This window comes from Embleya sp. NPDC059237 (assembly GCF_042754105.1).
Taxonomy (GTDB): domain Bacteria; phylum Actinomycetota; class Actinomycetes; order Streptomycetales; family Streptomycetaceae; genus Embleya.
The window spans coordinates 149,295-167,076 of the sequence record NZ_JBHZAE010000001.1; the positions used below are offsets into that span (position 1 = coordinate 149,295).

General features: G+C 68.4%; 18 protein-coding genes. 15 read left to right on the forward strand and 3 right to left on the reverse strand.

Going from position 1 to position 17,782, the window contains the following annotated elements:
- The first annotated feature begins 90 nt into the window (after positions 1-90).
- The 9 genes from ACFXKZ_RS00670 to ACFXKZ_RS00710 all read left to right on the forward strand — a co-directional run bounded on the left by ACFXKZ_RS00670 (position 91) and on the right by ACFXKZ_RS00710 (position 11,778).
- The gene (locus ACFXKZ_RS00670) at positions 91-894 is read left to right on the forward strand and encodes an ABC transporter ATP-binding protein (protein WP_379997244.1); all 804 of its coding nucleotides are present in this window, start codon (positions 91-93) and stop codon (positions 892-894) included.
- A gap of 77 nt (positions 895-971) precedes the next feature.
- Entirely contained in the window at positions 972-2,414 is a 1,443-nt protein-coding gene (locus tag ACFXKZ_RS00675; RefSeq protein WP_379994913.1) for an amidase, read from the forward strand.
- 163 nt (positions 2,415-2,577) lie between these two features.
- Positions 2,578-4,236 (forward strand): amidohydrolase, encoded by a 1,659-nt coding sequence (locus ACFXKZ_RS00680; RefSeq protein ID WP_379994916.1) that lies wholly within the window; start codon positions 2,578-2,580, stop codon positions 4,234-4,236.
- Between the two features lie 456 nt (positions 4,237-4,692).
- Positions 4,693-5,127, forward strand: a complete 435-nt coding sequence (locus ACFXKZ_RS00685) for a MarR family winged helix-turn-helix transcriptional regulator (protein WP_379994918.1) — start codon at positions 4,693-4,695, stop codon at positions 5,125-5,127.
- Between the two features lie 408 nt (positions 5,128-5,535).
- Positions 5,536-6,678 carry an acyltransferase family protein gene (locus tag ACFXKZ_RS00690; RefSeq protein ID WP_379994920.1) on the forward strand — a complete coding sequence of 381 codons (1,143 nt, stop codon included), beginning with the start codon at positions 5,536-5,538 and terminating at the stop codon, positions 6,676-6,678.
- Positions 6,679-8,047: 1,369 nt separating this feature from the next.
- Positions 8,048-8,284, forward strand: a complete 237-nt coding sequence (locus ACFXKZ_RS00695; protein WP_379994922.1) for a hypothetical protein — start codon at positions 8,048-8,050, stop codon at positions 8,282-8,284.
- A 366-nt stretch (positions 8,285-8,650) separates the two neighbouring features.
- The gene (locus ACFXKZ_RS00700) at positions 8,651-9,217 is read left to right on the forward strand and encodes a hypothetical protein (protein WP_379994924.1); all 567 of its coding nucleotides are present in this window, start codon (positions 8,651-8,653) and stop codon (positions 9,215-9,217) included.
- Between the two features lie 24 nt (positions 9,218-9,241).
- The gene (locus tag ACFXKZ_RS00705; RefSeq protein ID WP_379994927.1) at positions 9,242-9,937 is read left to right on the forward strand and encodes a tyrosine-type recombinase/integrase; all 696 of its coding nucleotides are present in this window, start codon (positions 9,242-9,244) and stop codon (positions 9,935-9,937) included.
- Between the two features lie 1,253 nt (positions 9,938-11,190).
- Positions 11,191-11,778 carry an NUDIX hydrolase gene (locus ACFXKZ_RS00710; RefSeq protein WP_379994929.1) on the forward strand — a complete coding sequence of 196 codons (588 nt, stop codon included), beginning with the start codon at positions 11,191-11,193 and terminating at the stop codon, positions 11,776-11,778.
- On the opposite strand, the gene ACFXKZ_RS00715 is transcribed toward ACFXKZ_RS00710, so the two are convergent.
- Entirely contained in the window at positions 11,764-12,915 is a 1,152-nt protein-coding gene (locus tag ACFXKZ_RS00715) for a helix-turn-helix transcriptional regulator (RefSeq protein WP_379994931.1), read from the reverse strand. The two genes, ACFXKZ_RS00710 and ACFXKZ_RS00715, sit on opposite strands and share 15 nt — an antisense overlap.
- A 129-nt stretch (positions 12,916-13,044) precedes the next feature.
- Here ACFXKZ_RS00715 and ACFXKZ_RS00720 point away from each other — a divergent pair, with 129 nt between their 5' ends.
- From ACFXKZ_RS00720 to ACFXKZ_RS00730, 3 genes are read left to right on the forward strand one after another with little or no spacing between them, the layout of a single operon-like run.
- Positions 13,045-13,569, forward strand: a complete 525-nt coding sequence (locus ACFXKZ_RS00720) for a hypothetical protein (protein ID WP_379994933.1) — start codon at positions 13,045-13,047, stop codon at positions 13,567-13,569.
- A gap of 19 nt (positions 13,570-13,588) precedes the next feature.
- Positions 13,589-13,876, forward strand: a complete 288-nt coding sequence (locus tag ACFXKZ_RS00725) for a hypothetical protein (RefSeq protein ID WP_379994935.1) — start codon at positions 13,589-13,591, stop codon at positions 13,874-13,876.
- On the forward strand, positions 13,869-14,180 hold the full coding sequence (locus tag ACFXKZ_RS00730) for a hypothetical protein (RefSeq protein ID WP_379994937.1): 312 nt from the start codon (positions 13,869-13,871) through the stop codon (positions 14,178-14,180). Before ACFXKZ_RS00725 ends, ACFXKZ_RS00730 begins: the two co-directional genes overlap by 8 nt.
- A gap of 102 nt (positions 14,181-14,282) precedes the next feature.
- On the opposite strand, the gene ACFXKZ_RS00735 is transcribed toward ACFXKZ_RS00730, so the two are convergent.
- Complete coding sequence (locus ACFXKZ_RS00735) at positions 14,283-14,612, reverse strand: hypothetical protein (protein WP_379994939.1); 330 nt, start codon at positions 14,610-14,612, stop codon at positions 14,283-14,285.
- Complete coding sequence (locus ACFXKZ_RS00740) at positions 14,609-15,361, reverse strand: GntR family transcriptional regulator (RefSeq protein ID WP_379994941.1); 753 nt, start codon at positions 15,359-15,361, stop codon at positions 14,609-14,611. Before ACFXKZ_RS00740 ends, ACFXKZ_RS00735 begins: the two co-directional genes overlap by 4 nt.
- Before the next feature lie 180 nt (positions 15,362-15,541).
- On the opposite strand from ACFXKZ_RS00740, the gene ACFXKZ_RS00745 reads away from it, so the two are divergent.
- From ACFXKZ_RS00745 to ACFXKZ_RS00755, 3 genes are all read left to right on the forward strand, one after another.
- Positions 15,542-15,946 carry a plasmid replication, integration and excision activator gene (locus ACFXKZ_RS00745; protein ID WP_379994943.1) on the forward strand — a complete coding sequence of 135 codons (405 nt, stop codon included), beginning with the start codon at positions 15,542-15,544 and terminating at the stop codon, positions 15,944-15,946.
- A 116-nt stretch (positions 15,947-16,062) separates the two neighbouring features.
- A complete protein-coding gene (locus ACFXKZ_RS00750; protein WP_379994945.1) occupies positions 16,063-17,433 on the forward strand; it encodes an FtsK/SpoIIIE domain-containing protein in 1,371 nt (456 codons plus the stop codon).
- A gap of 35 nt (positions 17,434-17,468) precedes the next feature.
- A complete protein-coding gene (locus tag ACFXKZ_RS00755; protein WP_379994947.1) occupies positions 17,469-17,765 on the forward strand; it encodes a hypothetical protein in 297 nt (98 codons plus the stop codon).
- The last annotated feature ends 17 nt before the right edge of the window (positions 17,766-17,782 follow it).

Consider the following 17,782-nt stretch of genomic DNA (forward strand, 5'->3'; position numbering starts at 1 on the left):
GGGGATTCGGGGGGCTCCAAGGGGTCTACGGGTGACGGGGGTTCCACGGGCTCCGAGGGTTCCGTCGATGGCACGCTCGAAGTCGTCGACCTGTGCAAGGCGTTCGGGGGGCATCGGGCCGTGGACGGGGTGTCGTTCACGCTCCCGCCCGGCGGCTCGCTGGGCATTGTCGGCGAGTCCGGATGTGGCAAGACCACGACGGCGCGCATGCTCGTGGGGCTCGTCTCGCCCGACTCGGGCAGCATTCGCATCGGGGGTCGGGAGCGGGCCGTGCGTACCCGCAACCGGGCCGAACGCCTCGCCCGCGCCCGGGAGATGCAGATGGTGTTCCAGGATCCCTACCTGTCCCTGGATCCGCGCATCGTGGTGCGCGAGTGCATCGACGAGGTGCTGCGCCTGCACTTCGACCTGACCCGGGATCAGCGGACGGCGCGGGTCGACGAATTGCTGGACCAGGTGGGGCTGGGCGAGCGCGAGGCGGGGGCGCTGCCGAAGGCGCTGTCGGGTGGACAGCGCCAACGGGTGGCGATCGCGAGGGCATTGGCCGCCGAGCCGAAGGTGTTGATCCTGGACGAGGCGGTCGCCGCGCTGGACGTGTCCATCCAGGCGCAGATCCTCGACCTCCTGGCCGGGATTCGGCGCGACGCGGGAGTCGGCTTCCTGTTCGTCAGCCACGACCTTGCGGTCGTCCGGCACATCACGGAGGACGTGGTGGTGCTGCGCGGCGGGCGAGTGGTGGAGGCGGGCCGGACGGCCCATGTGCTGACGGATCCGCAGCACGCGTACACGCGGCTGCTGCTCGATTCGGTGCCGCGGGTGGGGTGGGATCCGGCGCGGATCGCCGCGGATCGGCGGGCGTTGGAGCGGGAAGCGGGGGGCTCGTCGGGGGAGTGATCCCCGGTCGACGGAGCCGAACTCGTCGCGGTGCACCCGGCCGCGACGCAAACACAACGAAAGGATGCGAACTTCCCATGTCCGATCACGCCGTCGATGAACTCGCCTACCTGCCCGCGACCGAGGCCCTGCGTCGTTTCCGGGACCGATCCCTGTCGCCCGTGGAACTGATGAACGCGGTGATCGCGCGCGCGGAGGCGGTCGAGCCCGTCGTCAATTGCCTCGCCGAGCGGCTGTACGACGAAGCGCTGTCCGCGGCCCGGGAGGCCGAGGCCCGCTACGCCGGCAAGGGCGACGCGCCACGGCCGTTGGAAGGGCTCGCGGTGGCGACCAAGGAGGAACAGCCGATCGCCGGCCGGATCATCGCCGAGGGCTCGCTGCCCTTCGCGACCGAGATCGCCGAAACGACCCACCCCGTGGTCGAGCGGGTGATGGCGGCCGGCGGCATCGTGCACGCGCGCACCACGACCCCGGAGTTCAGCTGCGCGGCGTTCACCAGCTCGAAGTTGTGGGGCGTGACCCGCAATCCGTGGAACCCGGACTATTCGCCCGGTGGTTCCTCGGGCGGCGCGGGGGCGGCGCTGGCGGCCGGGAGTACGACGCTCGCGACCGGTTCGGACATCGGCGGCTCGATCCGCATCCCCGCCTCGTTCACCGGCACGGTCGGCTACAAGCCGCCCTACGGGCGGGTGCCGGCGCTGCCGCCGTTCAACCTCGACACGTACTGCCACGACGGCCCGATGACCCGCACGGTCGGCGACTGCGTACTGCTCCAGAACGTGATCGCGGGCCCGCATCCGCTCGACGGCGTCGCGCTCAGCCCCAAGCTGATCCTGCCGACCGTGCCGGAGGACGTCGCGGGGCTGCGGGTGGCGCTGTCGATCGGGCTGGGCGACTGGCAGATCGACCCCGAGGTGGAGGCCAACACCCGCGCGGTCGCGGACGCGTTGCGCGAGGCCGGTGCGATCGTCGAGGAGGTGGCGGTCGACATCCGCCGACGCGACGTGATGGACACCGCGATGATCCACTTCGGCGCGATCTTCGGCTCGTGGGTGCGCGGGGTCGCGAACGACTACGGCGATCAACTCAACGCGTACACCCTCAGGTTCGCCGAGGAGACGGTCGCGGCGGCGGACCGGCGCGGACTGCTCTCGGGCCTGGAACGCGAGGCGGCGATCCAGGCCGAGATCGGCGGACTCCTGGACCGATACGACGTGTTGCTGTGCCCGACGGCCGGCATTCCCGCGTTCCTCGCGGACGACGACTACACGTCGACCAAGGTCACGATCAACGACGTCGAGTTGGAGCACTACCTCGAGGCGTCGCTCACGACGGTGTTCAACGTCGCGAGCCGGTGCCCGGTGCTGAGCGTGCCATCGGGGCGGGCGGCGAACGGGGTTCCGACGGGGGTTCAGATCGTCGGGCGGTTCTACGACGACGCGACGGTGTTCCGGGTGGCGGCGGCGGTGGAACGGGTTCGGCCGTGGGACTACGCGGGGGTGGGGACGCCGGGGCGTTGAAGGGGCGCCTGCCCTTCGTCCTCCGAATCGTCTGCCTGGCTCCCGCTTCGTCCTCGTGAGCCTCTTGGCTTCTTCCCTTCCTTCCCCTCCTGCCTCTCCATCGTCTCCTGCCTCTCCATTCTCTCCACCCTCTCCTTCTCCGTTACAGCGCCGGGAGTTCCACATGTCTGCCTTCGCCGATGTCGTTTTCCGAGGTGGTGCGGTCCATACGATCGATGCCGTGCGTCGCCGGGCCACGGCGGTCGCCGTGCGGGATGGGCGGATCGTGGCGGTGGGCCATGATCCGGACGTGCGGGACCTGATCGGGCCGCGTACCGACGTGATCGACCTGGCGGGGCGGGCGTTGGTGCCGGGGTTCCAGGACGCGCACGTACATCCCGCCCTCGCGGGGATGACGCTGATCCGCTGCGATCTGTCCGAAGCCCGGGACGCCGACGCGACGTTCGCGCTGATCCGGGCGTACGCGGCCGATCGGCCCGACGAGGAGTGGATCACCGGCGGCGGGTGGAACATGGAGGCGTTCACCGGCGGCACGCCGAGTCGGCAACAGTTGGACGCGCTCGTATCGGATCGGCCGGCGTTCCTGATCAACGCCGACGGCCACGGCGCATGGGTCAACACCCGTGCGCTCGAACTCGCCGGGCTCGACCGGCACACCCCGGATCCGGCCGACGGGCGGATCGAGCGCGAGCCGGACGGGACGCCGCAGGGCACCCTGCACGAGGGCGCCGCCGCCCTGGTCGGCGACCTGGTACCGGGTCTGGACGCGGCGGACGGCCTGCGCGCGCTACTCGCCGGCCAGGCACGGATGCACTCGGTCGGCGTGACGTCGTGGCAGGACGCGATGGTCGGCTCCGCGCATCCGGGCCTGGATCCGCTGGAGGCCTATCTGACGGCGGCCCGCTCCGGGCAGCTGACCGCACGCGTCGTGGGCGCGCTGTGGTGGGAACGCGATCGCGGTGCCGAGCAGTTGGAGCGCCTGCTGGAGCTCCGCGCGTCCTCGACGGTCGGCCGGTTCACCGCGACGAGCGTGAAGATCATGCAGGACGGCGTCGCGGAAAACTTCACCGCCGCGCTGAACGAGCCGTACTTCGACGGTTGCGGCTGCCACACCGGCAACAGCGGCCTGAGCTTCGTCGACCCGGCCGAACTGCGCGAACACGTCACGCTCCTCGACGCGCACGGGTTCCAGGTGCACGTACACGCGGTCGGCGACCGGGCGGCGCGCGAGGCCCTGAACGGCTTCGCCCAGGCGCTCGCCACCAACGGCCCCGGCGACCGGCGGCACCACATCGCGCACCTCCAGGTGGTCCACCCCGACGACATCCCGCGCTTCGCCGCACTGGGCGTTTCCGCCAACCTTCAGCCCCTGTGGGCCGCCCACGAGGCCCAGATGGACGAGCTGACCATCCCGTTCCTGGGCGACGAACGAGCCGCCTGGCAATACCCCTTCGGCGACCTCCTGCGCTCCGGCGCGACCCTCGCCGCCGGCAGCGACTGGCCGGTGAGCGCTCCCGACCCGATGTGGGGCATCCACACGGCGGTCAACCGAGTGCTGCCCGCGTTCGCCGAGCCATCGGACACGATCTTTCTGCCCGAACAGCGCATCGACCTGACGGCGGCGCTGGCGGCCTACACGGTCGGCACGGCGTACGTGAACCACCGCGACCACGACACCGGCACGATCGAGACCGGCAAACTCGCCGACCTGGTGGTCCTCGACCGCGACCCGTACGCGGCCTCGCCGACCGAAATCGCCGAGGCACGGGTACTGGCCACATTCGTGGAGGGCAAGGCGGTGTATACGGGAGAGGGCCTGTAGGGCCGGGCCGAGGGCGCGAGTGGGCCGGGGCTCGGGTAGTCCTTGTAAAGATTATCCCCGCGCAGATAATCTGCTCTCGACGGCTCGACGGCTCGACGGCTCGACGGCTCGACGGCTCGACGGCTCGACGGCTCGACGGCTCGACGGGCCGCTCGGTTCGTCGGGCCGCTCGGTTTGTCGGCTGGTGTGGTGAGTTGGGTGGACAGCTGTCCACTTGGTTGGTCGGCACGTGCCGTCGGCGGGCTTGTCGATCAGCTGGTCGATCAGCTGATCGATTGCCCGAACGCCCAACGGGCCACCCGTTCGGATGGTCGCGGGCTTGGTCGGGCCGGGCGATGTCCGGCCGGTGGTCCGGTGGTCCGTTCGTTCCCGAACGCCCTCCATCCCTTCGCCCCCACCCCATCCGACCCCACCGCACCGCGCCCGCGCCCACACCCGCGCCCACGGAGGTCCACCATGCCGCTTGCCCCCGACGACAGTCCGGGCTTCCTGCTCTGGCACACCACCCTCCGCTGGCAGCGCACGATGGCGGCCACGCTCGGCCCGCTCGACCTGACCCACCCTCAATTCGTGCTGCTGGCAAGCCTGTGGTGGCTGGAGGGCCAAGGCGTACGCCCCAACCAGCTCGCCCTCGCCAACCACGCGGGCATGGACGTCAAGACCGCCTCCCAGGTCCTCCGCCGCCTGGAAGCCAAGTCCCTCCTGGTCCGGGCCACCGACCCGACCGACACCCGCGCCAAGCTGCTGCACATCACCGACGCGGGCGCCCGCCTGGCCGCCGAAGCCATCGAGGCGGTGGAAGCCGCCGACACCACCTTCTTCGCCACCACCCCGGACCGCCCGGCCCTCCTGGCAGCCCTGCGCCACCTGTCGGCCGGGAACGACGCGTAGCCGGTCGGCCAGGGTTCGAGCCGGTCGGTCGTCGCCGGCCGACGGTCGGCCCGTCGGCCCGCGGCCGGGCCATGGCCGGCCGACCACCCCCGCTGGTCAAGAGCCGACACGATCCGCGATACTGCCGTACGCACAAGCCCCGGTCGATCCGCCGATCGGCACGCACATGATCACGGCTCACGACTCACGGAACGGCGTGGACGCACATTTCCCGGCCCGCTGCCCGAGTTCCTGTCGCGGATATCGCATATCGACCGTTCGACACCGGATCATCAGGTCGTCGGATCACCGGCTCACTCGATATCCGTCGCAGGCCGAGCGAGATCGCCCGCGACCAGGACCAGGCCGTGTAGGGATATCACGGCCGCCACGACCGCGCACTCCCGCCGCCCACTCGGAGATTCCAGAATGCGGAAACTGACACACGGCGAATTCCTGGCGATGCGGAGGTTCGACGCGCTCGACGGCCTGCGCGCCTTTGCCGCCGTGATCGTGATCTTCTTCCACTTCGGCGGTCGGAAGGTCGAATTCCTGTCCGGCTGGATCGGCGTTCACGCGTTCTTCATCATCTCCGGCTTCCTGATCACCACGCTGATGCTGCGCGAGCGGGACAGAACCGGACGGGTATCCCTCCGGAACTTCTACATCCGCCGAATCTTCCGCATCATGCCGCTCTACTACGTGGTGCTTGCGGTAGTCGTCGTGGGAGCCTACAAAAACGGCCGTTCGTGGACCCTGCTGAAAGAGCACCTCCCGAACTACCTGGGCTTCATGAACGAGTACCACCTCCCGGCCGGGGACGTGCCGTACCTCTATTCCTGGACGATCGGAATCGAGCAGAAGTTCTACCTGGTATGGCCGCTCGCGCTCATCCTGGTGAGCTTCGTCTCCAGCCGCCTCCGGATTCCCCTCGCCATCATCGCGATCGGCCTGGTCCTGGTCCCCTACTCGGACACCTGGCGCGGAATGGGCATCCACTACGCGGTCCTGCTCACCGGTGCCCTGCTCGCCCTCATCCTGCACCAGCCGCGCGGATTTGCCCTGTTCAGCCCGCTCACCCACCCCGTGGTCGGTGCAATCGTCGGCGCGGGCTTCGTGACCCTGCACCTGAACCTCAAAAACCTCGTCGAATACTTCGACGACGAACGCCCGGTAGTCCTCCTCTACGGCGTAGCGGTGGCCATTTTCCTCCCCACCCTATTGGCCCCGGGCATCGGCAAGTGGACCCTGTCCCTCCGCCCCCTGGTATTCGTCGGCGAACGCTCCTACGGCCTATATCTGATCCAGGGCCCCGCCGAGATCGCCGTGGTCGCCATGGCCCCCCACCTCCGCCCCGGTACGGTCCTGTTCGCCATCGCCGTAACCCTGGTCGCCCTCTTCGCCGCCGACGCCCTCCACCACCGCCTCGAAAAGCCCATGGTCGAAGTGGGCCGCCGCGTCATCAAATCCCTCGACGCCCGCAAATCCACCCCCACCGACCAGCCCCCGACCACCCCCCACCACACCCCCCAAAATCCCGAACCCCAAATCCCCGCCCACCAATCCACCTAACCGCAACACCCCACCCTCAGCCGGAGAACCGAGCCTCCCGAACGCAACAGCAACCTCGGCCGCTTCGCCGACCCCGAGGGCCACGAATCCACGGCCCAACACCAACAAGCCCCCGCCCAACACAACCGCGGCCATCCTCACGACGGCCCAAGCCCCGACACCCTTTCGCGCGCCCGGCCATTCACCCCAAACAACACACAACCCAAGCCACCAACAACACCCCTCGCCCGCATCCCCTAAGCCCGGCGTGCAACGAGCCGCTCTACGCGACCGACCCTCGAACGGCCCGGGATCCAGAGGTCGGTGCGTATCTCGACCCAACGAGCGGCGCCGAACCACCCACCTGGCACGATGCGTTGGACGACCTGCGCGACAAAGCCGAACCGATCCACGTCGCCCGCCGCGCGGCGTTGCATCGGTCCCACGAAGCCCAGAGCGGGCCCGGAATGCTCACGTGGACCCGACCCGTGGAAGCACTGGGCTACGAGCCCTGCTCGCCCACCATGGCCAACTGGCCGCTGTACGGGGTCCAGCAAGATCCCGGTCGTGAAGTCCGTGGACCGGCACTCGGTTGCCTCGCCGGTCCAGGTCCGTGATCTGCTGACCTCGGTCCCGTACGCCGCCGGCTACAAGCCGGCCGGCGGCCGACGTCCGCGGCCCGTCTTCGCGGCCCTCTACTACGCCGGAACTCGCGCGACTCGATCAACCAGCGCATCTCGGAGGGTCTCGATGACGGCCTCTGACCAGCCAGCGCCCCCGGCCGACGAGCCTCGGACGACCTCCGGGGCTTTCGTCACATCCGGGCCCGGCCGTTGCCGCCGCTCTGCCACCAGACTCGCAAATACGGCGCGTGACCTGCGCAGACGCCTCCAAGATCACCACACATACAACGCACAACCGTCGACCTACACCCGCATCCGGCCGCCCACCCCTGCACGGAAAGCGAGGACCGGCATGAGGCCCCAAAACAAAAACAACAGCTCACGAGTGATCGTGGCTGCTGAGACTGTTCACACTGTGTGCCCCTGGCAGGATTCGAACCTGCGCACACGGCTCCGGAAGGCACTCCGCACACGGCCCTGACCTGCATGTTTAGTCCGCCCCAGGCGTCCGGGGTCGATTGTGGGCGCAGGATGGGCGCGCAGCTGCCACTAGTAGCCTGTGGCCCACGGTCGAAGGGGGCGCGTTCATGGTGGGGGACACGACGGAGTCCGCGGGTTTCGGGTGTGCGGCGTGTTGTGCTGAGGACGCGGTGGTGGCGCGGGCGCACCACGGGAGCCCGGCCGGGGTCCGGGTCGAGAGGATGATTCGGGACGACTCGCATTTCATCGTCTCCGTTCACCGCTGCGGCCTGTGTTCGCAGGCTTTTGTGAGCGTCTTCACCGAGTACGTGGACTGGGTCGCGTCGAGGGACGCGCAGTACCGGACCGTGCTGCCGATCACGGACGCCGAGGCGGACGACCTGATGGCGGGGCGGTTGAGCCCGCACCGGGTCGGGGACCTCGGACACCGCCGCCGCCGTCTGCAGAGCGACTGGCCGAGCGAGACCGACGAGCCGTCCGTGTACTGGGACAGCGGCGTCTTCGAGGTGCGCGAGGGGTACTGACCAGGGCGGCCCCGTGCCGGCTATGCCGGTTGCGCGTCGTCGTTTCGCCGCCGGGCTCGCTGGTCCAGCAGTTGACCGCCCTTACTCGGCTCGCTGGAGCTGCGGGAGAAGGCCCGCCGGGTACCGGGTCCGGCAGGGGCCCGCCGCGTGACCGCCGAAGCGGCCGAGGCAAGGGGCGCCCGTCCTTGGCGCCCTGCCCCCGCCTTTGACGAGTTTTCGTTCAACGTCCGTTTGTGGCGGGTCGCGAAGTCTGCCGGCAAGTCCGCGCCGTGGCGCCTGCGTTGGCGAGTTGCGGGGTAGCCGGCCAACGAGCAGTTCGCCACGCTGCCTCTCGCGGAGAGCCGCCGGTCGGAGCTGTCGCAGGCGATGCGCCGCGGTGAGGCGTTCCACGTCCGCACGGGCCCGCCCGAGTCCGAGTACCGCGCCGCGCAGGCTGCCCAGGTCGCTCGGGATGCCGAAGAGGAGGAGGCGGCGCCGCCAACTCCGGTGGTCCTGCCGGGAGATGCCCTGTGGCCCGCGTTCAGCCGGGCCTATCCAGGGGTGCGGTGGCGGACCCTCGCAGGCAAGAGCCGCGAGGGGATCGCGGACGGGTTGGCCGCCGTCGCCATCGCGATGGTGTCGCCCGATGCACCGGAGCGGCCGGCGCCTCTGGACGTCCGGGCGGTCATGCGGTGGATCGTGGTCCCGGACCACACTCCTGACGACCTGTCCGCCGAACTCTTGCCGGTGTGGGAGTGGTTGGAGAAGAATGCCCTGCCGGTATCGGCTCTGGAGGATCCCGCCGTCGCTCGGGAGGTCCGGTACCGGGTGACGTACAAGCTGGACGGCGGCCCGGCCGGGGCCGAGACGGTCAAGCGGAGACGGCGCGCCCTGCAAGGCGCGGTGGCGTACGCCCGGGAGATCGGGGCCCTGACCGGTGATCCCTTCGCCTGAGGGTGGTCCAAGCTGGGCACGACGATGCGCCCGATCGACCGCCGGTCGCTGCCGAATCCGACGCAGGCTCAGCAGCTGCTGACGACTGTCTCGTACGTCGGTTCGTGGGACCGGATGCGGGGGCGCCGCCTGGTGGCGTTCTTCGCCGTCATGTACTTCGCCGCCCTGCGCCCGGCGGAGGTGGTGGGGCTGAAGGTGGCCGACTGCGAGCTTCCCGAGTCGGGGTGGGGCGTCCTGAAGCTCTGGGAGACGCGTCCGGTGTCGGGCAAGCAGTGGACCGACAGCGGGGCGCGGCACGACAAGCGCGGCTCGAAGGGGAGGGAGCCGGAGACGGATCGTCCGGTGCCCATCCCGCCGGTCCTGGTGGCCATCCTCCGGGCCCATCTTGAGGAGTTCGGCACCGCGAAGGACGGGCGCGTGTTCGGGAACGAGCGGGGCGAACTGGTGGGGACTTCCACGTACTGGCGGGTCTGGCAGGAAGCGCGGGAGTTTGCCCTGCCTCCTGCTCGGGTGCGCTCGATCCTCGCCGAGAAGCCCTACGCCCTCCGGGCCGCAGCCATCACCCGATGGCTGAACGCCGGGGTGCCCGTCGCCGAGGTGGCACGCAGGGCGGGCAACTCGGTGGAGGTTATCCACAAGCGGTACCAGGGGTGCATGGACGGCGGGGAGGAGGCCGCGAACCGGGCGATCGAGCGGGCCCTGGAGGAGCCGGCCACGTAGGCCCGGACCTGGGCGCAGGATGGGCGCGGACACCGCGACACAACGAGAAGCGCCCGGACTCAGTAGGACTGAGGCCGGGCGCTTCGTCGTTGCGTTCTGGCTGGTCAGCGGCCGATTTCTCGTCCTGACCTTTACGTGCCCCTGGCAGGATTCGAACCTGCGCACACGGCTCCGGAGCGGGTGCCAGCAAATCCCCACAACCGCCCTTTGACCAGCACGTTAGCCGCGTCGGGACCCACCCAATCCCAAGATCATTACACGCATGCTGCACAACCATTGAGCTGCCCGCAAGCCCGAGTGGATTCAGGGAAGTTACCGGGACAGCAACCTTCGCTCTGAGCTTGAGGTGAGTGTTTACCTTCGCGTCGATCGGTGGGGCCGGAGCATGGTCAGGGGGCCGTACGCTGCCCGGCGGAGGGGGCCGCAGGCATCCCCACCCGGTTTTGGTTCCCCTCGGCCCCCTGGCCTTGCTCCGGGAGGGGTCCCCGCCGATCGGCGCGAAGGTAAAGACTCGCCTGCGGCGGACCCGCCACACCGTTGATCGCCCGGTTGGGCTGGGGGCTGCGCCGGGACCGGCGGCCACGCCGCACGCCCGGCGCAGCCCCCAGTTTGGCCGGGCGTCGGCACGCGTGACGCGGGCCACTTGATCCATTAGAGCTGAATTCGGCAAGCATCTGCGTACGGGCGTGGGACACGGCCACGGATGCCTGCGTAGGATGAGATCCGCATCATTCTCGAACCCCCTGCCCGTGGGGCCCACTTCAATGGGGCCTTGCGACTCAACACCGGTTAGGGGATGGTGCTATGACGCGTCGTCAGCAACGGCGCCGACAGGAACGGAAGGTCAAGCTTGACTCGTGGGCGCGGCTTTGTGCAGCCGTGCTCTACCTGGTGTGCTTGATCATCCGCTGAAGTAGGGACTCTAGGCCCGGCGTCGGCTAGGCGGTTCTCGAAAGTAGGGAGCCCCGGCCGAGTTAAGGACGACCGGGACACACGCCCTGCTGTAGGTTGCCCGGTCGTGGAGCGCCAACTCCAGGCCGGGCTTTCCTGTGCTACGACCACCTGAGTCTTACTCAAGCACAGAAATGTATATACATTTTTACGTTGCCAGTAGACCCGATCCGTCGTCGGCACGCAAGTGAACATGCGTGGTCCCGTGCCGACTTTGAGGGCCTGGCCGGTCGTCATCAGTGCTTTGTTGTTGATCCTCGTCGAGGCCGGCCTGCGGGCGGCTTGGCCGGTAGCGTCGTCGTGTGGCTACTGACGATGACACTTCCTCGGCTTGGGTCGTTCATGGCGAACGGATCATCTATGACAACGAGTGGATGCGCGTCTTCCTGACGGACGTTGAACTGCCTGATGGGGAGCGGTTTGAGCATCATGTGATCAAGCTGCGGGCGGCGGCGATGACGGTGCTGATCGATGATCAGGATCGGGTGCTGATGATGTGGCGGCATCGGTTCGTGGCGGATCGGTGGGGGTGGGAGATCCCCGGTGGACTGGTGGATGAGGGGGAGGACCCCGAGGAGACGGCGCTGCGGGAGTTGCTGGAGGAGACCGGCTATCGGCCTGCGACCTTCCGGCACGCGGCGCGGTTTCAGCCCATGGTCGGGATGGTCGACTCTTGGCATGACGTGTTCGTGGGGGAGGGGGCTACCCAAATTGCCGAGCCGACTGAGACGACCGAGATGGCGCGGATGGAGTGGGTCCCGCTTGCTGACATCCCGGGCCTGATTGCCAAGGGGCGGATCTGGAACTCGGGTGTGTTGGTGGGGCTGTTGCATGTCTTGGCTACCCGTGGTGGGGCCAAGTTGGACGACGAGGCTTCACAGGCGTTCTGACAGGCGGACCAGGCGGCGGCGGGAGCGGGCTGAGGCGGCTACCGTGCTGAGCTTTTTGGCCTCGTTCCAGTGGATGCGGGCTTCTTCGGTGCGGCCGTGGGCAATCAGGGCTTCGGTCAGGTCGCACCGGAGGCCCGCTTCGGCGCGGGTGAAGCCGCTCATGCCTGCCAGGGCGTTGGTCAGGGTGTCGATGACCTCGGTGTCGCCGAGACGGACCAGGCAGGATCCGCGCCACCTGGCCAAGTGGGTGAGGTTGAGGGCCAGGAAGGGGAGGTCCGGGTCGTTCGGGTCTGCGGGTAGGGCTGCGGCGGCCAGATCCATGGAGTTCATCGATGCGGAGCCGTCGCCCATGGCCGCGTGGGCTTCCGCCTCAGCGCCGTACAGCCAACTCCGGGTCAGGGACGGCAGCCTTGAGCGGCTTTCGCCGTGGGCGTACCGGATGAGCTGCAAGGCGGACTCGGCCTGGCCCAACTCCAGGAGCACGTATGCCTGCTCGGCTGTTGCGAAGGCCAGGATGCTCGGGTCCTCCGCGATGCTCGCCGCGGCCTTCGCGCGCTCGAAGTGCTCCCAGGACTCGTGGAGCGATTCGGTGTCGACTCCCTGCCAGCCGGCCAGAGCGGATGCGTCGGCGAGTACGTGCGCCAGGCCGGCGCGTTGCTTCGGCAGCATGGCGTGCTTGAGCAGCTGATCGACCTGGCTTATGTGGGCGCTCATCTCGTCCGCCACCACGGCGGCACCCAAGCGACGGTCCTTCAGGCGGATGGCGTTGGTCTGGAACCTGAGCAGGGCCAACATCTCGTCGTCGACGGCTCGGGCGCTCTCCAAGCGGGTCATCAGTTCGATCACGCCCGGATCCGGCTTGCCCCACGCGTTCGCGGCTGGCTCGTCGAACGCCATGTCCTCCGGCTCGACTTCGTACACCGCGCACAGGATTGCCTGATAGCGCTCGTCGGGGAGCTGTCGGCCGTTCTCCCAGTCGGAGATGCGCCGTTTCAGACTGTCGTCACTCACCAGCCTGATGCCGCGTCGTGCGGCGATCTCGCGCATCGATCGCATCAGTTGGCGCTGTGTCCACGACCGTTCGTTGCGGACGCGACGCAAACGCTGGGCGTAGAGCGGAAGGACTTGGTTCTCCATCGTCGCCCCCAGGGGGACAGGGGGACGCGTCCCCCTGCTCGGGTTCGTGTCATCTTCCGCCCACTGCACGTTGCGGTCAACTCTGAACGCACGGTAATCACAATCGGATGTCCCGAAGGTGGCGACGCTGTGCGCAACACGATCTTGCAGTCGCTGGAGTGGTTGGCCCGGGCGGCCGACAACCCGCAGCGATGCCTTGAGGAATGGAACACCACCCCGGCGGTCCTGTATCCGTTGAAGATCGGGAAGACGTTCGACCTGGTCACGGTGCACCAACACGTCGGTGAGCGAGTGCTCGCGTTCTACGACCGGGAGCGCATTCCGACCGGTGGTGTGCTCTTCGACCCCCGAGCGACGAAGTTCGGGCTCCTCGTTCACCGCGATACGGATTCGCCTCCACTCACGGTCGCTCTCGCGTGCGAAGCGGTCTACCGCACCCGCTGTGCGGGACTCAGGGGCTATCTCCTGGCTCCCTCGCCCGATGTGGGTCCGACAGAGTGGCGCAAAGCGACGCGATGGCTTCGTCGGCCCGGCCTCCTCGGGATGAATACGTTCCGGCTGGATGCCCTGACCGTGAAGCTCGCCGAAGTGGCCGAAGAAGGCATGGTCTTCCCCATCTCCGACGCGGCGCCGTCGGCGTACTCGTCCCGGTAACCAGCGAGGGAGCGAAACGGTGCGCGATTCGGATGAGCCACACGGCATGGACGACAGCGACGCCTGGTACGTGGCCCGTTCCGCGGTGATGGACCTGCGCGACGTGCTGATCGCGGCCGGTATGGAAGCGGACTTCACGTTTCTGACGGCGGACGTCAACGCCTTCGGGCGGGGGATCGTCAACCTGGGCCGGGTCTCCCCGGCCACCACCCGCCGATTGGCCGCGCTGCTGCGGGCGGCTCGACTGGCCTTGGGGGATGAGGCGTTCGCGACCGAGGGTACGGACGGGGAGCACGACCATGGATGACAAGAAGGATGTTCACGCCGATGTCCTGCGGCCCGGTGTGCCGTATGTCCGAGGCTGGTCCGAAGCGCGGGATGCCGCACGGGAGTTGGCGGAGGAGTTGCGGTTGCTCGGCCTGGCCGACGACTTCGCGTACTTGCAGGGTGACGTGAACATCGTGGGCAAGGGTCACGTCCGCCTCGGCCGGGTGACCAGCGATGCGGCTTCCCGACTCAAGGACGCGCTGACCCTCGGCCTGTGCGTCGAAATCGGGCGTCTGCCATGCGCGGACGAGTCGGCACGCAACGACCGTTCGACCCCGGCCTGACCCAAGCTCGGCCGGAGTCTCCCTTCTCTGTTGGCGCCGGTCGAATAGGAGAACCCCCGCTCACTGAACCTGAGCGGGGGTTCTCGCACGTCCGAAGCCGATTCAGTTCGGTTTTCGGAACTGGGACTTCAGCTTCGGGCGGCCTATGACCTCGATGTAGGCCACGGACTCATGGACCAGATCGATGTTGATCATGGCGTTGTCCTTCTCCCCGAGAAGGCAGAGCGTTCGATGTCCGGGGCCGAAAGCGCCGTCCGGTGCCGGCGCCGTCCTGAAGCTCTGGCAGAAATCGTCCGTGCACTCACACCAGTCGTGGAAGCGCACCATGTGGAGATCGCCGGCCAACGAGTGCTCGGATTCCTCGTGTAGGAGCCTGATCAACTCGATGTAGAACTCCGGGAAGACTTCCGAGAGCGGGCGTGTCTCGCTCACGAGGAGCCGCTGAATCCGTAGGAGATCTCCAGATCGTCACTGGAGATCTTGAACTCCTCCAGAGCGAGCGGCCGGTCGTGCTGATTCGACGCCACCCGCAGGATGTGGAACAGCGGGACACCATCGGTCAGGTGGAGTGACGTGGCCTCGTCGGGGAGCGGCATGCGGCTGCGGACGTTCTCGGTCCAGTGCAGTTCGTGGCCGAGCTGTTCCAGGGCTACGTAGAGCTGCGGGGCCGGCGGGGGAGCGGTGTCGGCGTACGGGGTGTTCTCCAGGACGGAGAAAGGCACGTACGTCCGGTGGGCCTGGCGCAGCCGGCCGTGTTCGGCGGTCTGCAACTCGTCGTAGGTGAACATCGGCTCACCCGGCGGAACGCGAAGCATGTCGGCGAGCGCGAGGGGCGCGTCGGTGCGGGTGGCGGCCGGCTCGTCCTTCGTCGTCCAGCGGATGGCGTCGGCCTCGACGTATCGCCCGTCCCGATCCCGACGGACCCCCCGCGGGCGCGTCGTGTTCGGCCTGGCGTGTGGGGAGCGGACGAACATCCCGCGGCCCATCAACACTTCGACCAGCCCAGCCGCACGAAGCTCCGTGATGCCTTGGCGAACCGTCGGGCGGGATACCCCGAACTCCTTCGCCAACTGCTCCTCACTCGGTAGCGGCTGCCCGGCCGGGAACGTGCCGTCCATGATCCGGTCGCGCAGATAGTCCGCGATCTCGTGGTAGCGGGCCTTCTTACGAGCGGGCTCCATGGCTTTCCTCCCGGTTTGCGATGCGGAGCACGGTTCAGACTTCCTGCTGGCAGCATCCCGCAAGACATGTCGCTTGACAAGACGTACTACGGGTGTGTAACTCTGAAGTCAGCCCGTACTACGGGTTGGCATCCTCTTCGATCGAGGAGATGTCTCGGGACTCGTGATGGGTGATCCGAAATGGCAATCAAGGGTGCGATCCCGGTGGCGTTCGCGGCGGTGTTTCCGTTTGGGGCGTTCGCGAAGTCGGTGGCTCCGGTGGCGGACTTCGAGGCGTCGAAGGGTGGGGCGAAGGTGCAGGCGCGGGACAAGGTGAGCGGGCTGCCGGTGTGGGCGGTGTCGGTGGTCGACGGCGACCCGGACGCGAACGAGTCGACGGTGAAGGTGAAGGTCGCGGCGGACGTGGAGCCGGTGTTGCCGGACACGTTGCCGGGGTTGCCGTTTCGGCCGGTGGAGTTCGACGGGCTGACGGTGACGGCCTACCTCAACCAGTCCACCAACCGCGTGGCGTTCTCCTACCGCGCGTCGGGCCTGCGGGCTCCGGCGGGGCCGCTGAAGAGCGCGATCAAGACGGCGGCGGCCTGACGGTTCGTCGTGTGAGACAGGCGCGGCCCTGGTGCGAGCAGATCTTGGCGGGTTCGTCGCACCGGGGCCGCTCCCCATCCGAACGACCTGGTGATCTTCGAAGGGGTTCTTCCATCATGCATGTGTTTCAGCGGCCTGTCGTGCGGTTCGGGGCCTTACTGCTCGCGGCGTTGTATGTGCTGTTCGAGGTGGTGCGGGCCCGGGGCGGCGTCCTGGCCTCGTCGCTGCTGCTGTTCGTCTACCTGGTGGTCGCGGTCGCGTCTGCCTGGTGGTGGCTGTTCTCGTTCGCGGCTCGGGTGCGGCGGGGGTGGCCGGCGTTGTCGAAGGCGATCGGGGCCTGGCAGCAGGAGCCGGTGTCTCGGATCGATGAGACGTTCGAGTACAGGTTTCCGCGCATTCTGCGTATTCGGCGGCATGAGCTGGGCTTCGACGTGACGGTCTCGTTGTTGCCGGGGCAGACGCCGAAGGATCTTGGCGATCGCGTGGAGGGCATCGCGCACACCTGGGGTGTGTTCCGGGTGGAGGCGTCGTCTCCCGGGCGGGGTGTGGTGCTGCTGCGGGCCTGGTTTGCGGATCCGTTGGCGGAGTCGTTCGAGGCGCCGCCGATGCCTGGGTTGGGCGATGTCGTGAAGCGGGCGGCAGGGCTGGCTGCGGTCAGGTACGGGAAGCCGGCGGCCGATCGGGAGGATCCGTGGCGGCCGGAGTTCGCGGCGGCGGAGATCGGGCGGTGTGACGACGGGTCGCCTTGGCGGCTGCGGTTGCACGGGACTCACGTCTTGGTGGCCGGTGTGACCGGGGCCGGGAAGGGCTCGGTGCTGTGGGGCGTCGTGCGGGCGCTGCTTCCGGCGGCTCGGGTGGGGCTCGTGCAGCTGTGGGCGTGTGATCCGAAGCGGATGGAGTTGTCGTACGGGCGGTCGTTGTTCCGGCGGTACGCCTGTGAGTCGGCGGCGATGGTGGAGCTGCTGGAGGCCGCGGCGGCGGAGATGAATGCGCGGGCGCAGGCGTTCGCGGGTCGGGTTCGTAAGCACGAACCCTCGGCTGCCTGCCCGTTCGTGGTGGTGATCGTGGATGAGCTGGCGTTTCTGACGGCGTATCAACCCGATCGGGATCTCCGGAAGCGGGCGGATGCGGCGATTGCGACGCTGACGAGTCAGGGGCGGTCGGTCGGGTTCTGTGTGATCGGGGCCTTGCAGGATCCGCGCAAGGAGGTCATGAACATCCGGAACCTGTTCCCGGATCGGATCGCGTTGCGGCTGGATGAGCCGAATCAGGTCGACATGGTCTTGGGCAACGGGGCGCGGGATCGGGGTGCGGCGGCCGACCTGATCTCTCCCGATCCGGAGATCGGTGCCGGGGTGGGCTACGTGAAGCGGGAGACCCAGCCCGAACCGGTGCGGGTGCGGGCGGCGTTCGTGTCCGATGAAGCGATCGACGCGATGGTGCGCGAGTACGGCCGGTCCTCCGGTGGCTTCGGGGGTGCGGCGTGAGGAGCGGTGAGTTCGACTCGGACATGGGGCGGGGCGTGACCGTCCTGCGGTGCGTCGCGGACTTCATCGGCTGCCGGCCCACTCTTCCCCCGGCCACCTCGTTGGACATCGGGTGGTCGCCGGTGGATAAGGCGTGGTCGGTGACGATCCACCTGTTCGGCGGGATCGTGCGGGATCTGGAGCGTTGGGCGTCGGCCATGGACGACGTGGTGACCACGCGTTTCGAGGGTCGCAGCGAGTACACGGGGGAGTACACCCGGATCGAGGTCGCGGGCACCGTCCACGGCCACTCCGTGACGGTGTGGACCACGCTCGAAGAGAGCACCCGATGAGTACCCGGGCCGAGCGT

What these genes read in the sequence shown, in the direction of transcription:
- ACFXKZ_RS00675 (WP_379994913.1), top strand. Translation starts at nt 972, where the DNA reads ATGTCCGATCACGCCGTCGATGAACTCGCCTACCTGCCCGCGACCGAG.
- ACFXKZ_RS00680 (WP_379994916.1), top strand. Translation starts at nt 2,578, where the DNA reads ATGTCTGCCTTCGCCGATGTCGTTTTCCGAGGTGGTGCGGTCCATACG.
- ACFXKZ_RS00685 (WP_379994918.1), top strand. Translation starts at nt 4,693, where the DNA reads ATGCCGCTTGCCCCCGACGACAGTCCGGGCTTCCTGCTCTGGCACACC.
- ACFXKZ_RS00690 (WP_379994920.1), top strand. Translation starts at nt 5,536, where the DNA reads ATGCGGAAACTGACACACGGCGAATTCCTGGCGATGCGGAGGTTCGAC.
- ACFXKZ_RS00700 (WP_379994924.1), top strand. Translation starts at nt 8,651, where the DNA reads ATGCGCCGCGGTGAGGCGTTCCACGTCCGCACGGGCCCGCCCGAGTCC.
- ACFXKZ_RS00705 (WP_379994927.1), top strand. Translation starts at nt 9,242, where the DNA reads ATGCGCCCGATCGACCGCCGGTCGCTGCCGAATCCGACGCAGGCTCAG.
- ACFXKZ_RS00715 (WP_379994931.1), bottom strand. Translation starts at nt 12,915, where the DNA reads ATGGAGAACCAAGTCCTTCCGCTCTACGCCCAGCGTTTGCGTCGCGTC.
- ACFXKZ_RS00730 (WP_379994937.1), top strand. Translation starts at nt 13,869, where the DNA reads ATGGATGACAAGAAGGATGTTCACGCCGATGTCCTGCGGCCCGGTGTG.
- ACFXKZ_RS00740 (WP_379994941.1), bottom strand. Translation starts at nt 15,361, where the DNA reads ATGGAGCCCGCTCGTAAGAAGGCCCGCTACCACGAGATCGCGGACTAT.
- ACFXKZ_RS00745 (WP_379994943.1), top strand. Translation starts at nt 15,542, where the DNA reads ATGGCAATCAAGGGTGCGATCCCGGTGGCGTTCGCGGCGGTGTTTCCG.
- ACFXKZ_RS00750 (WP_379994945.1), top strand. Translation starts at nt 16,063, where the DNA reads ATGCATGTGTTTCAGCGGCCTGTCGTGCGGTTCGGGGCCTTACTGCTC.